Below are 14,486 nucleotides of genomic sequence, written 5' to 3' on the forward strand. Positions count from 1 at the left end.
ATAGGAATTCTGTATTTTATAAACTTACATTTAGATTTAAGTGCCCACCAAGCCCAACCTTAATTATTCTCATTAATGTCGATAATCTAATGTCGCTTGCATTATTTTCGATTCGAGAAATATAGGTTTTAGTTGTACCACATTTTTCTGCAAGCTGTTCTTGCGTCATACCTTTTTCTTTGCGAAGTTCTTGAAGCATGGCTCCTAGTTTAAAACTCTCAAATTCTTGTTCGTAAACTTCTCTACTTTCAGTTCCACGTTTACCATATTCACTGTCCAGGTGATCAGCAAATGATGTTAATTTATTTTTTGTCTTTTCCATCGAAATATTTCTTTTTAAGTTTTTCGGCAAGCTCTATTTCGTTTTTAGGTGTTTTTTGGGTCTTCTTTTGGAATCCATTTACAAGAATGATTAGTTTTCCCTTGTCGAAAAAACTAAATACCCGAAAAATATCCGAACCAACTTCAACCCTAATTTCAAAAATCCCCGTCGAACCAGTAATGTGCTTAAAATATTTCTCAGGAATTTTTTCAAGTGTAGCGATTAATTGTAGTGTCCAATTGAATTTTTTCTTTACGTTAGGCTTAAGCTGTTCGTAAAAATCCAAATACTACTCTTCAAAATAGAAAATGTCTCTGATAAATCCTTCGTTCATTAACCAATTTTAAGCTAAACAAAGTTAGCTAATTAGATAACAAATTCCAAACAAATATGATTTATAAAGCCTGCTAAAATATGTAAAGAAGCTGAACGACAATTCCTTATCATTTACCAACCGTTAGAAGTCTTTAACGATACTATCCATTGACAGATTCAGCAGAAGGACAGTCATCTGAACTGGAGCATAGTAAAATGCCTACTCTTATAGTCGGGGAAAGATTTATGTGCCATATGGATAGATTTCTCGGCTGCGCTCGAAGACGGTTTTCCTAGTTTACAGCGACTTCCTTAAATTCAAATAAAAAGGCACCTCAATCTTTTCGGTTTTCCCCGACAGAATAAACTCAGCTGCCTGTACCCCCAATTGGCTGAAATCAGTCGAGATTGTGGTGATGCCATCTAAAATGACCCTTTTTAATGGGGTTTCGTTGTAGGAAATTACCCCAACATCTTTTCCGATCTTAAGTTTTTGTGCGATCAGACGTTCAATCAGCATTACCAGATCATCTTCCATGAGGTTGATATATACCTCACCCGGATTAATTTCTTCGTCTTTAATGTTGTGGATCACCTTATGATCAAAAGCATATTGCTGGCAGAACCTGTAAAAACCGGTCAGGATTTCATGCGGGAAATAACTATTTTTTGGAAATATGATTTTTAGGGTACGGTAATGTGAAAGTCGATCCAATGCTTGTTCTAAAGCGGCATAAATATCCTGTGCAAAGTTTTCGTAAGCCGCAGCATAATCGCCCGTTACCCCTGGCAGCAATTTATCAAGGATAACCAGTTTTTCTTTAGGGATGGTATTGATAATTTCGTGCGCATTCTCACCACCCTCTAAAAAATGGGGAATAATTACAAAGTGCGAATAATCATCACGCTTGGCTACGATCATTTTTTTGAACAGCGCGAAATCGTTGTTGTAGATATAAAAGTCGATCGCCGCACGTTCGCCCAAGGTTTTGGTAAAGGAATCGTAAATGATTTTTTTGTGTGTACTGAGTTTATTAAAAAGCAGACAAACCTTCAGCTTTCGAGAAAAATCGGTGTTGATAATGAAATAGCCCTTTCCTGGTACCGAATCTACTACACCCAGTTTCTTTAGATTACGATAACCTTTTTCGGCCGTATCTCTCGACATCTCCAAACTGAAACTCAGCTCATTGATAGACGGCAATAAACTATTTTTCAGAAGTTTACCACTCTCAATCGCTGCCAAAATCGCATTGGTTAACTGCTTGTATTTTGGCGTCGACGAATACTCATCGACGTTAATGTAGGGAATTAAATCTTCTGGTTTCAAAATGGGTTCTTAATCTAAGGATTTCGAATATAAGGAAATTCCTAAAAATCTAAGGTACGTTGTATGGCAGAATAGTATTTTAGCTGGATCATATCCGTTGGGGCAGGGTTTTCGTTCCAGGCACTGTTAATTGCCAGCGCCGTTCCTATTGCCGTAGCCTGCGAAACCGAAGAAGCATAAACTTCGATATCGGGAATAGATGTAGCCAGGAGGTGCATATAAATCGCATTTTTACCGAAGCCGCCATCGACAAAAATTCTTTTCACCCCTGAATTTAAAATCAGCTTTAATGAATAAATCTGCTGTTTGATCAGGTCAAAGATCAGTTGATGATAAGCTTCTTCTGCGGTCTGAAAGAGGTTTAAATCGCGTTCAGGAAAGGCAGAACTGGCCGAAAAGCCTTGTTGCGCTTGTTGATTTTCCGGAATTTTATTCGCCAGTTTTAAAATCATTCCCGGATTAAACTTCAGGTGTTTAAACAGATAGGCCGCACGGTCGAAATGTTCGGCGATACGTTTAAGCTGTACCTCATGTTCATAACCCGCAAAAATACGCGAAGCCTTAACTGCTTTACCCTTAAAGTGCATATAACACAAACAGTCCTGTTTTAGTTCCTCAGCGGTTAAAGGCTCCTGGTTAAAAGGATTTAAGCTGATGCACCAGGTCCCGGTAGAGATGAGCACAAATGGTGTGTTAAAATTTGCCAGATAAGGGATCAGTGCGGCAGAACTATCGTGTAAACCCACCCCCACTTTGATACTATTGCCTTCAAAATCCGTTTTCAGACTGGAATCTGCAGGGGTAAATGCACCAAATTTCTCATCTATTTTTTCTGTCGTAACCCAGTTGTGGTATTCATTTTTATTAAAATCCCAAAGCTGCGTATGGCAACCGATACTGGTAATATCGGCAACCGCTTTGCCTGTAATCAGATAGCTTAAATATTGAGGCAGGTGTAAAGCCCATTTTACTTTTTTAAAGACTTCGGGTTTTTCGTGCTTCAGGCGGTACAGTTGCATGCCCGAATTTAAGCTGCCCAGAATTGGTGAGGCCGTTTCTAGCGAAATCTTCTCCTCACCACCATATTTTGCATAAAAAGCTTTTTTTAGCTCTTCAGGATATTCTTTTAAATAGTTATAAAGCGGTGTTAAGGCTTCTCCATTTTCATCCAGGTAAACAAAACTGGCACCGTAAGTAGAGAAATTGATGGCCCTAACATCAAATTCTTTTAACTGCAAAACCTGATGCAGGGAATCGTACACGGAAGAGCGCAGGCTTTCGAGGTTTTCGCATGGCTCGCCATCTTCATCAACCGTTTCTACAAAACGTGCAGACCGCTCGTAAACAATACTGTAGTTTTCGTCGATCAGAAACAGTTTTTTATTCGTCTTCCCAACATCAAATATGGCTATAACTGGCTTAGGCATGTTCTATTTCTCTATTTACAAACCTGTAGCAACAGTATTTCCGCGGTGACTAACTAATTGATTTCTAACTTCTAAACCGCGGTACAGATTAATTGGTGATAAGGCCGCACCAGCTCTTAATCTGGCTTCGGCTACCAATGCCCTTAAATCGCTACGGAAGGTATGCTGTAAAATTTCCTGTGCCTTAGCCACATCATTATTGTCCTGCGCTTCGTTTAACGCTTTTCTATCCACCAATAAAGCTTGCGCATAAGCAATCATGATGGCTTCTACCGATTGTAATAAATCTTCTAACGGATCTTTCACATTATGGGAAGCATCGATCATCCAGCCCAGGTCTTTTGCATGGTTCATGCCTTTTGCATCCATACCTTCTACCAGTTCGTTAAAAATCAGGAACAACTGGTAAGGTTTAATACTTCCGGCAGTTAAATCATCGTCGCCATATTTAGAATCATTGAAGTGGAAGCCACCCAATTTCCCTTCCATTAACAACAAAGCCACAATCTGCTCGATATTTGCATTTGGTAAATGGTGACCTAAATCGACCAAAGTATAGGCTTTTTTGCCCAGTTTGCTTGCGTACAACAATGATTGTCCCCAATCGCCAACCGTTGTGGAATAGAAATTAGGTTCAAATGCTTTATACTCCACAAATATTTTCCAGTTTTCTGGCAAAGCCGAATAAATCTCCTGCAAACTTTCTAAAGTATTTTCAAAAGCTTTACGGAAATTAAGCTGACCCGGGAAACAAGAACCATCGGCAAGCCAAACGGTTAAGGCGTCGGATCCCAGTGCAATACCATGTTTAATAACTTCTATATTGTGTTCAATCGCCTGTTTGCGGATATCTTTATTCACATTCTGTAACGAACCGAATTTATAACTATGTGCAGCACCTTTCTGATCCTGAAAGGTATTCGAGTTCATGGCATCGAATTTTAAGCCATAGCCAGCGGCCAACGTTTTTAACGCTTCAGCATTTTGTGGGATATCCCAGGGAATGTGAAGCGAAATTGCACCACTTGCACCGTTAAGGGCATGAAGCAAACCAACATCTTCAATCTTTTCTTCAATGGTACGGGGTTCGCCACCGGTAATGGCAAAGCGGCCAAAGCGTGTTCCACCGGTACCTAATGCCCAGCTTGGGATCGCAATCTGAAAATCGACCAGTTTCTGGATGACACTTTCCAGATCAACGTGTGACCAATCTTCCTTTAAAAAAGAAAGCTTACGCTGATGCGGAGTTAAAAGGGAGTCGTTATGTTTTTCTATCTGGTTCTGCTCGATATTCATGAGAATATTTGGTTTTATTAGGTTAATTATTTGGGCGATACAATCGCCCTTCTTGCTCATCCCCGTGACTAACGAGGATGATTATAAAAAAATAAAGTCATTTTCGGTCTGCGCCAAGCACAGACCGGTTAAACAACTTACTAAAACTATTTTGCCATGGTCTGTGTCCGTACAGACCATTTACTTCTTTTTTAACCACAGATGTATACAGATCTGTGTGCATCTGTGGTTACATTTTTTATCTTACAAATGCCATGGCAACTCCGCCATCCACATTTAACACATTTCCGGTTGATTTTTGCAACAAGCCGCCTACAAAAGCGAAACAGGCATTGGCAATATCATCCGGTAATATAATCTGGTTCAATAAGGTACGTTTGGCATAATAAGCTGGCAACTCTGCCACGGTAATACCATACGCTTTTGCGCGGCCTTCGGCCCAACCACCTGCCCAGATATTGCTATCACTGATTACCGCATCCGGATTAACCACGTTTACACGGATATTATCTGCACCCAGTTCGGCAGCGTTTAACCTGCTTAAATGTAATTGGGCTGCTTTTGCACTGCCATAACCCGCATTATTTGGCCCGCTTACCAGGGCGTTCTTACTTACAATATTAATGATATCACCGCCAATATTCTGTTTTTGCATCGTATTTGTTGCAGCCTGGGTGATAAAAAACTGTCCTTTTACCAAAACATCATACAACAAATCCCAATCCTTTTCGGTATGGTCGGCAATGGTTTTCGAAATCGATAATCCTGCATTGTTTACAATAATATCTACCCCACCAAAAGCCAGGGCAGCCGAATCGAAAGCCGCTTTGATATCTGCTTCGCTGGTTACATTCAAAATCGCAGTGCTGTAAGAATCTTTGCCGTAAAGGCTTGCAAATTCTTTGCCTGCTTCTTCCAAACGCTCGGCATTCATATCATTCAAGATCACCACGCCACCTTCGGCAACAAACTTCTTAGCGATTGCTTTACCAATACCACCGGCACTACCGGTAATCAGGGCGATTTTACCTGTTAGAGGTTTTGGCTTCGGCATACGCTGTAATTTAGCCTCTTCCAACAACCAGTATTCGATATTAAAAGCTTCCTGGTGCGGCAATGAAGTATATTCAGATACGGCCTCAGCGCCTTTCATTACATTGATGGCATTGATATAAAATTCTGCGGCCACCCTTGCGGTCTGTTTATCTTTAGAGAAGGTGAACATCCCGATCCCCGGGTACAAAATAACCACTGGATTGGTATCGCGGATAGCTGGACTGTTTGGATGTTTACATGCTTCGTAATAAGCGGTATACATTGCTCTGTAGGCCTCGAAAGCGGGCTCCAATGTTTCTTTTAAAGCCTTTACATCCGATAAATCAGCATCGCTTGCCAAGGTTAAAACCAGCGGACTGATCTTGGTGCGTAAAAAGTGATCGGGACAGCTCGTACCCATTGGCGCAAGGCGGTCAAGATCGTTAGAATTGATGAACTCCAATACACGGCTATCATCGGTAAAATGACCGATCATATGCTGTTTAGAAGAACATAAACCACGTAAAACAGGTGCTAAAGCTGCTGCTTGTTTTTTACGCGCATCTGCCGCTGCACTTTCGATTTTCTGTCCGCCAAAAACCGGACCTTTTTTACCGTAGTTCTGGCTAAGATATTCAGAACAGATTTCGATTACCTCTAAAGTATTCAGATAACTTTTGTAAGCCGTATCGCCCCAGGTAAATAAACCGTGTGAGCCCAACATGATACCACGGATGCCTGGGTTTTCATCCAAACACTGTTTCAATTGCAGACCCAGTTCAAAACCTGGTTTTTTCCATTCTACCCAACCAATTGTTCCTCCGAAGAGTTCTTCAGTAATTTTTTTACCGTCTTTGGCCGCAGCGATGGCGATGGCCGCATCCGGATGCAGGTGATCGATATGCGCAAATGGCAGGAAACCATGTAAAGGCGTATCGATTGATGGTGCTTTAGAGCTCAGATCGAAAATGCAGTGGTTAAACAGTTCAACCATTTCATCTTCGTGTTCTACCCCACGGTAAATGTTTTTAAGGCTGCGCAAACGGTCAACATATAAAGCTGCGAGGCCACTTTTCTTTAAAGTACCTAAATCGCCACCTGATCCTTTTACCCACATAACTTCGGTTTCCAAACCGGTAAGCGGGTCTTTTTCCAATAATTTGCATGAGGTATTTCCACCTCCATAATTGGTTAAGCGCAAATCCGCCCCCAATAAATTAGAGCGATAAATTAAGAGGGCAACTTCATCACCAGCCAGTTTTGCGGCTTCCTCTTCATCCCACAGATAGCTTACGTGCTTATAACTTTTCGTATCGATTGACATTCTAATCTTATATTTAAATTTTTATTTATTATCCTTTAATTGAATTACCATAACCCACAATGAGTACCGAAATGATGATGGTCAAAATACCCGCCAAAACGGTTATCAGGGTTTTTCTGGATACACCTTTCCATTCTTTTAATACAAGCCCCCATATATTGGCAATTAAAATAATAAAGGCCATATGCAGGATCCACGAACTGGCGCCATTACCCATTTTGCTTTCGCCCATGCCGTAGAAAAAGAACTGTAAAAACCAGGTGGTACCTGCCAGAGCAGAAAAAATATAGTTTTTTAACAACGGCGTTTTTGCATTGGTATAATCACCAAATGTTTTGTTGCGTGCATTCAGTACCATACACCAGATAAAGTTGGTGCTTAAGCCGCCCCAAAGCACAATGATATAGGTTACATTATTTGAGAACAGGAAATTACCGGTTTCGGCAGGATTTGCTGCTTTCCAGATGGCGTTTGCTGCATCGGCCATCGGTTTCCCGGCTTCGATGCCGAAATTGAAACAGGCACTTAAAACACCCGAAACAATCCCTACAAATAAACCCAGACCAAATTTGTATTCTGTTTTCACCTCCATCCCGTGAGGATCTGTAATGCCGGTTTTCATCTCTTTTTCTTTCATCATCCCTGCTTTTCCGCAGATGATAATACCGAAAACACAAACCAATAAACCCAGCAAGACCATGCGGCCCCAATCGGTATGCAAAAACATGCTGAAGGTATCTTTACCCGCTTGCGGGAAGAAATCGAAATAAATGGATGGCAGGATGGAACCCAGGACCATACAGAGTCCCAAAATAATACTGCTTCCCAGTGATACACCGAGGTAACGAACACCCAAGCCATAGGTTAAACCCCCAATGCCCCAAAGGATACCAAAGAAATAAGTTAACCATAAAATATTGCCATGTGTAGCACTGATAATGGCACTGAAATTTGGAACGGTTAAATAAGCGGCCAATGGTGGAACGATTAACCAGGAGAATATTCCGCCAACGATCCAATAACTTTCCCAGGCCCAGCCTTTAACTTTTTTGTACGGGATATAGAAACTTCCGGAGGCAAAACCACCGAAGAAATGAAAAATTACACCTAGTATTGCTTGCATGCTATATTAATATATTTGGTTGGTCTAAAATAGAATTTACGGTAATTTAAACTGTTATGCACTGTTATGGATGGAGATAAGACGGAAGATGTAAAATGAGGATGGAATCGGATAATTGGAAGACCAGGTAGGAAGTTATTTAGCGCAAAACTACTTTGAAACCTTCCCACCATGGGCAGCAACAAATCAAAGTTACTTTGAAACCTTCCCGCCATGGGCAGCCACATATAAAAGTTACTTTGAAACCTTCCCGCCGTGGGCAGCGACATATCAAAGTTACTTTGAAACCTTCCTGCCATGGGCAGCGATATATATCAAAGTTACTTTTATTATAATGTCCAGATTTAGGTATCTGACTTACCTCTAATTCTTTATTTAAAGATTGCTTCACCTTTCCGCTATCCCTATGCTTCGGTTCGCTATGACGATACTTTCTACGTTAACACACCTTAACGGCTTCAATGCCCAACAACCTGGCCAGCTTGATCAGTTTATGACTGATATGCCCGATACCCACGGCACAATGGTGTGCAGGCCCTTGGTTGTTCCAATCCTCTGCAAATTTTCTTGCCCCTACCGGAAACCTGTACCGGCTGTTGGTATTACCGATTTCGAGAATAGGTCCCGCAACAGATTCACCTTCGGCAATCAGAAAAAAGATTTTTCCATTATTTTCAACTACAGAGAGCAAAGTTACCGCGCCATGTTTTACCGACATTTCTACCGATAAACCACTCCCCACTTTACCATGGTATACCTGCAAGGGTTTCACCTTGATTTTTCCTTCTGCAATGGCTAAATGCCCGGGGCCATCATGCCCCATCAATACTATATCATCTTTAAAATCTATGGCATAATATTCTGTAAACGAACCTCCACTGCCAAAGCTATCCATGATCTTCATCGCCTGGGCATTTTTAACTTCATACTCACCCGCTACCGGAATGCCTTTCGCGGTAAGCAACGAGTTGCCCAATATAATCGAACTGATGGTATCTCCATTGGCATTACCTGTACCCTTGTGGTAATAAGCCATCGAGCCTAAATGATAACGCGCCACCAGTTTATCTAAAGCTACTGCGGTTTTTGCAGCGCGGTTTAGTTCGTAGATTTCGCAGGATGGGTCGATTTCGAAGACCGATTGAAATTCCGCAAGCTTGATGTCGGTTTCCTCTTGAGAAACTTGTTCCTTCAGAGCCGTAAGTTCATCGGGTTCGATGATTTCAACATGGTTACCAAAAACGGAACATTGCAGGGTAATGTCTGAATAAATATCCAGCATGCCACTGTAATGGTTTCCCATTAGGCCGAGTGTATTGTGGCCCATGATGTGTGCTACCTTTGCGGCTTCTACCCATTCGCCAATTTCATTCCAGGTTGCGGTATCATTCAATACGCCTGTAACCTGTTGAAACTGGATTCCCGAGCGCTTAAATACATTGGCAATCTCCGGAACCGGACAAGCAGAGCAGTAAGCCAGCCATTCTCCGGTCATTTTGGTCCGGTCGCTTAACTGGTTAAAACTGTTATAATCAATGGCTTCGGTAGGAGCAAGATTCAAGATGATTACCGGAACCTTTGCCCTTCTTACCACCGGCAAAACCGTTGAAGATAAAGCATAAGTGGTTACATATAAGAAAATTACATCTACATCCCCTTTTTTAAAATCATGACCGGCATCAAAAGCTTTTGCGGCATTGTCCACAAGTCCCAGGTTTAGCACTTCGGCACCATAAGTTTGAAGTTTATCTTCTACCTGAGCCAGATAGCCGTTCAGGCGTTGTTCCAAGCCCTCAAACTGTGGCCAGTAGGTATCTAAGCCTATTCCGAACAGGCCAATTTTAAAGGGGTGATGAGTCATGATGATATGATTACGAAGGGTTTCTGTATTTAGATGGTGACAACAACATTTTACTTTTAAACAACCGGGAGAAATAATACTCCGATTCAAATCCATTCTGGAAAGCCACTTCGGCAATACTCAGATCGGTTTCCTTTAACATTTTGCCAGCCTTCTGAATTTTAAGATTTAACTGATATTGTCCCGGCGATTGGCCTGTGATTTCTTTAAATGCTTTCCTGAACCAGGCATAACTTACATTGTGCTTTGCGGCCAGCTCTTCGGGCGAAGTATTGGTATTCAGGTTTTCGTGAATGCTATATTTAATATTGTTGATCAGCTGTGTTTTTCGGCTGTTGGATTGTGCTTTAAGCAAGGCTGAAGCGTATACCAAACCCAATAACTGGATGGTTAAGCAGGCAGCAAGCTGGTTACTGCCAGGCCCGCCAAATTTTATAGTGTCGATTAATTGAATAAAGATGCTAATAAATTCTGCGTTAAATCCCATCTGGATTAATGGTCGCTCCGGATTAAAACACTCCTGTTTCATCAGGTGGTTGGCATAGCTGCCCTCAAAACCCACCCAATACTCTGCCCAGCCAGTATCTGCATTGGGCTTAAAGCGGTGCCAAACTCCCGGATAGAGAAAAAAGAGTGTTCCAGGCTGAATATCAACTTTGCCTAATTTTTCGGCTTCGAATACCCCTGTACCTGAAGCGATATAAACCAACTGATATTCGGAAAGCACCCTGCCCTTTCCCCATTCAAAAAAATAACCTTCGGGATGTTTCGAATCAGGATAAACGGTATCAATGGGATGAATATAATGACCTACATCGAGCACGTTAACACCCCAATCTGGCTGAGCTTTAAGCTCTGGTTGATCTGCATGAATATACTTGCGAAATGTGTCCATAATTTGGTTAGCGCCTTAAAACAACAACCTAAATTAATTAAACAGGTTTACAATTTAGCCCTTTATGCTAAATAATAGCAAAAAGTACATGCAAAATAACAGAATATACAGAATGGTTTAGCGCAGCGATTGAATCCGCTGTACAATATCCCCGATTACCTCTACAGATTTGAGGATTTTATAGTGACCAACCTCTTCAAACGACTTTGCCTTGATGGCAGGCTGTTTATCCAGGAATTCTTTAAGATAAGCATAGGGAGAAATATGGTCGGCAGGATCGAATGCCAGGAAATGATTAAGATCCGGACTTAGCTGATAAAGACTGGTGAGGTTAAAATGGCTGGCAGGTACGGGAAACTCTTTGGCAAAATTATTAAAAAAGATATCCTGGTGTTCAGCATCAATATTCACGGAAGCTAAACTCTGCTCGAAATTTTCCTTCAGTCTGATCAAAGGTGCAATGCTAATGAGCAGATCGGGCGATAAACCCAGTTCCTGTAAGGCAATTACATTGGCCATACCGCCTAGCGAGTGCCCGATCAGTACATCTGGCCGTGCATAGTTTAAAGCAATAGATTTTACCGAATCGGCATAAAGCATCAGATTGGAAAATTCAGAAACCGAGCTTCCGTTTCCAGGTGCATCAAAGGCGATAATCTCCAGATCTTCAATCTGCTGAAGCGCAACAATCAGCTCATAAAAATCCAATGCTTTTGAGGCCCAACCATGTGTGAGCAGTACTTTACGTTTGCCATTGCCCCAGCTGAAGCAGTTAATACTAACATCCGCATTGGTAAAATAGGTATCAAAAACGTTAAGGTTAAACTGCTTAGATGCGGCAATAAGCTGTTCCTGATGCAAGCGTAAAGGCATTTTGGGTGAGTAAAAAATAAACTCACGCATTAAAGCCGCATCAGGATCTGCCTGTGTTGATTTAAGCTCGTTTGCAATCTGTTTTAGCCTTTTCAATTCGAGCTTATTTATGGGTTAAACCAAATGAGATTTTAAATCTGCAGGAGAATAGTTGATCGATTTTAAGGTTTTGTCGTCCGATTTTCTGAATACCAGAAACAACCCGTCGATCTCTTTATAATAAGATTCAGTTTGATCTTTATCTAAATAGAACTGGATGGTTTTTTCAGCTTCTTCTACGGTTTTGCAGGCTTTGCTCATGTTCGAACGGTGAACTTCATCAAATAAAGTCTTAAATTTTCCGCCCAGTCCAAATTCGTGGATGGCACCGGCAAGCACATATTGCAGGTCGCAAAGGGCATCGGCCACTTCTACCAGATCATCATTTTCTACTGCTTCCTGTAATTCTTTCAATTCTTCTGCCAAAAGTGAAATGCGGAGATTGGCTCTCTGCTTTGAAGGAATAACCGGATTTTCCAGAATAGGGTGTTTAAAGGTAGTGTGAAATTCTGCAACCTGGTTTAGCGAATTCGTTTCTTGCATGGTGATGTATGATTTAATCTTTATGCAGCAAACTTAAAAAAAACAGAAGAAATAATGGGGAGAATTTATGCACACTATCCATTGACCGATTGTACAGCTACCCACCTTTCTTCCCTTCCCTCACCACCTTAAAAAACTCTTCCTTATAGGTTTCGCCAATTGGAATGGCCTGATCGTTAATGTAAACAGTATTGCCGTCAATCATTTTGATTTTCTCGAGCGAGATGATGTACGATTTATGGATGCGGTAAAAGGGCGGTTGGGGCAGTTCGGTTTCCAGCTCGCGAAGGGCCTGGTAGGTGATGATCCTTTGAGTTGCCGTGTACACCGAAACATAATTTTTCAAACCTTCAATGTACAGGATATCCTCGTAATTTACCTTGATAAATTTATTCTTGGTATCGCCTTTGATAAAAATGAAGTCGTTCCCCTGAGCAGCCTGCTGAACAATCATTTCCTGCTGTACCGGGGCCACGGGTGCCAGGACCTGCTGTGCTTTGGTGGCGGCTTTATAAAAACGTTCGTAAGAGATTGGCTTAAGCAGGTAATCTACCACATCAAGATCAAAACCTTCTAAAGCGTATTCAGGATAGGCGGTAGTTAAAATCACCTTGCATTTTCCGCCGCAGATTTTCAGAAACTGTATCCCGGTTAATTCAGGCATCTGGATGTCTAAAAAAACAAGGTCCACTTTTCCCTCCTGTACCAGATTAAGGGCTTCGAAAGCATTAGTTGTTGTGCCTACCAGTTCTAAAAAGGGAGTTTTATTGATAAAGGCAGCAATTATATCTGAGGCGTAAGATTCATCATCAACAGCAAGGCAACGGATCATAGTGAAAGGGTTAGCGGTTAGGGTTTGGCGGTTAGCGTAAATTAAAATACTTCAATAATACAAATTATCCGTTACAGATTTAAAATCAAAGTGCTTTTATAGGTATTGCCGTTGTTCGAAATCAATAACTCGTGTTTATCAGGGTAAATCAGATCTAATCTGCGGTGGATGTTTACCATCCCGACACCACTCGAATGGTCTTTCTGTGCATGGCTGATCTTATTGCTTACCTCGAAACTTAAACGTTTGTTCTGTACCTTAAGTTTAATGCGGACCGGTTGGGCCTCATCATTTACCACACCATGTTTGAACGCATTTTCTACAAAAGGAATCAATATCAGGGAAGCAATTTTTTGATCGGTAATACCTTCGGTGGTAAACTCGACGTAAAATTTGGGTTCGAAACGCATTTTAAAAAGCGCGACATAACTTTCCAAATATTCAACTTCTTTATCTAAGCTTACCTTACCATCCGGACTATCGTTCAAGGTATAACGCATCAGATCAGACAAACGCAAAACAGCATTGGCCAGTTGATCCGAAACCGGAATCGCCAGAGAATACACATAGTTTAAGGTGTTGTACAAAAAGTGCGGATTGATCTGCGATTTGAGGAACGACAGTTCGGCTTTCACCACTTCTTCTTTAAGTTTCCGGTTAACCTGCTCTGATTTAAAACTCTGCTGGATACCATAAACCGCAGCAGGCACCACAATAAATGCCAAACTCCAGTATATATTATCAGAAATGTAGTGCCACGCGGTTGTACCATCCGCATAATTATGAAAACCAAACCATTTTAAATACAATACTTCTTCTATTAAATACCTCAGGGCGATAAATATGCCTATAGTAAACAAAATACCACCGATTAATTGAGGCGTTTTACTTTTCTTCAAAAAGCTTGGATATACCCAAAGGTAACAGATATAAAATTCGACAATCTGGATAAAATTCATGGATATGTTAAAAGCCGATTGCCTTAAAGTAACGCCTTCTATAATAGCTCCGCCATAGAAATAACCTAAAACAAGTACCCAGCAAAGTATGTGGATGGAAATAATCTTTATTGTTTTCATGGCCTAAAACTATACAAAGCTTTTTTAACCGCCTATTTTCTTATTCCAAACCTGTAAAAAATTATCCCAACCTGTACATTTTAAGGATCAACACCTTTTATCCATCAAAAAAGCATTCGGATAATATTTTAAGGGGTTGGGATTATATAATTTTTAGGCTGATGCAGGCTGTTCATCTTTGAAGCATCAACA

13 protein-coding genes are annotated in these 14,486 nt (G+C 41.1%); all 13 read right to left on the bottom strand.

From position 1 onward, the window contains the following. Positions 1-16: 16 nt before the first annotated feature. On the bottom strand, positions 17-322 hold the full coding sequence (locus AC04Q1_RS24630; RefSeq protein WP_478367204.1) for a helix-turn-helix domain-containing protein: 306 nt from the start codon (positions 320-322) through the stop codon (positions 17-19). Next, positions 303-608, bottom strand: a complete 306-nt coding sequence (locus tag AC04Q1_RS24635; RefSeq protein ID WP_478367205.1) for a type II toxin-antitoxin system RelE/ParE family toxin — start codon at positions 606-608, stop codon at positions 303-305. The genes AC04Q1_RS24630 and AC04Q1_RS24635 overlap by 20 nt, the downstream gene beginning before the upstream one ends. A 327-nt stretch (positions 609-935) precedes the next feature. Beyond that, positions 936-1,967 (bottom strand): GntR family transcriptional regulator, encoded by a 1,032-nt coding sequence (locus AC04Q1_RS24640; protein ID WP_478367206.1) that lies wholly within the window; start codon positions 1,965-1,967, stop codon positions 936-938. A gap of 41 nt (positions 1,968-2,008) precedes the next feature. After that, the gene (locus AC04Q1_RS24645; RefSeq protein ID WP_478367207.1) at positions 2,009-3,394 is read right to left on the bottom strand and encodes an FGGY-family carbohydrate kinase; all 1,386 of its coding nucleotides are present in this window, start codon (positions 3,392-3,394) and stop codon (positions 2,009-2,011) included. A 15-nt stretch (positions 3,395-3,409) separates the two neighbouring features. Continuing rightward, positions 3,410-4,690, bottom strand: a complete 1,281-nt coding sequence (locus AC04Q1_RS24650) for a sugar isomerase (RefSeq protein WP_478367208.1) — start codon at positions 4,688-4,690, stop codon at positions 3,410-3,412. A gap of 238 nt (positions 4,691-4,928) precedes the next feature. Continuing rightward, positions 4,929-7,049: a bifunctional aldolase/short-chain dehydrogenase gene (locus AC04Q1_RS24655; RefSeq protein WP_478367209.1), complete on the bottom strand. Its 2,121-nt coding sequence runs from the start codon at positions 7,047-7,049 to the stop codon at positions 4,929-4,931. 28 nt (positions 7,050-7,077) lie between these two features. Beyond that, positions 7,078-8,172: an L-rhamnose/proton symporter RhaT gene (gene rhaT / locus AC04Q1_RS24660; protein ID WP_478367210.1), complete on the bottom strand. Its 1,095-nt coding sequence runs from the start codon at positions 8,170-8,172 to the stop codon at positions 7,078-7,080. Positions 8,173-8,611: 439 nt separating this feature from the next. Then, a complete protein-coding gene (locus tag AC04Q1_RS24665) occupies positions 8,612-10,033 on the bottom strand; it encodes an arabinose isomerase (RefSeq protein ID WP_478367211.1) in 1,422 nt (473 codons plus the stop codon). Positions 10,034-10,043: 10 nt separating this feature from the next. Beyond that, positions 10,044-10,928, bottom strand: a complete 885-nt coding sequence (locus AC04Q1_RS24670; protein ID WP_478367212.1) for an AraC family transcriptional regulator — start codon at positions 10,926-10,928, stop codon at positions 10,044-10,046. 117 nt (positions 10,929-11,045) lie between these two features. Continuing rightward, complete coding sequence (locus AC04Q1_RS24675) at positions 11,046-11,897, bottom strand: alpha/beta fold hydrolase (protein ID WP_478367213.1); 852 nt, start codon at positions 11,895-11,897, stop codon at positions 11,046-11,048. A gap of 18 nt (positions 11,898-11,915) precedes the next feature. Continuing rightward, complete coding sequence (locus AC04Q1_RS24680; protein WP_478367214.1) at positions 11,916-12,383, bottom strand: pyrophosphohydrolase domain-containing protein; 468 nt, start codon at positions 12,381-12,383, stop codon at positions 11,916-11,918. A gap of 97 nt (positions 12,384-12,480) precedes the next feature. Next, positions 12,481-13,215 carry a LytR/AlgR family response regulator transcription factor gene (locus AC04Q1_RS24685; RefSeq protein ID WP_478367215.1) on the bottom strand — a complete coding sequence of 245 codons (735 nt, stop codon included), beginning with the start codon at positions 13,213-13,215 and terminating at the stop codon, positions 12,481-12,483. 71 nt (positions 13,216-13,286) lie between these two features. Continuing rightward, positions 13,287-14,294 carry a sensor histidine kinase gene (locus AC04Q1_RS24690; RefSeq protein ID WP_478367216.1) on the bottom strand — a complete coding sequence of 336 codons (1,008 nt, stop codon included), beginning with the start codon at positions 14,292-14,294 and terminating at the stop codon, positions 13,287-13,289. Positions 14,295-14,486: the final 192 nt, after the last annotated feature.

Source organism: Pedobacter humicola (genome assembly GCF_056490705.1).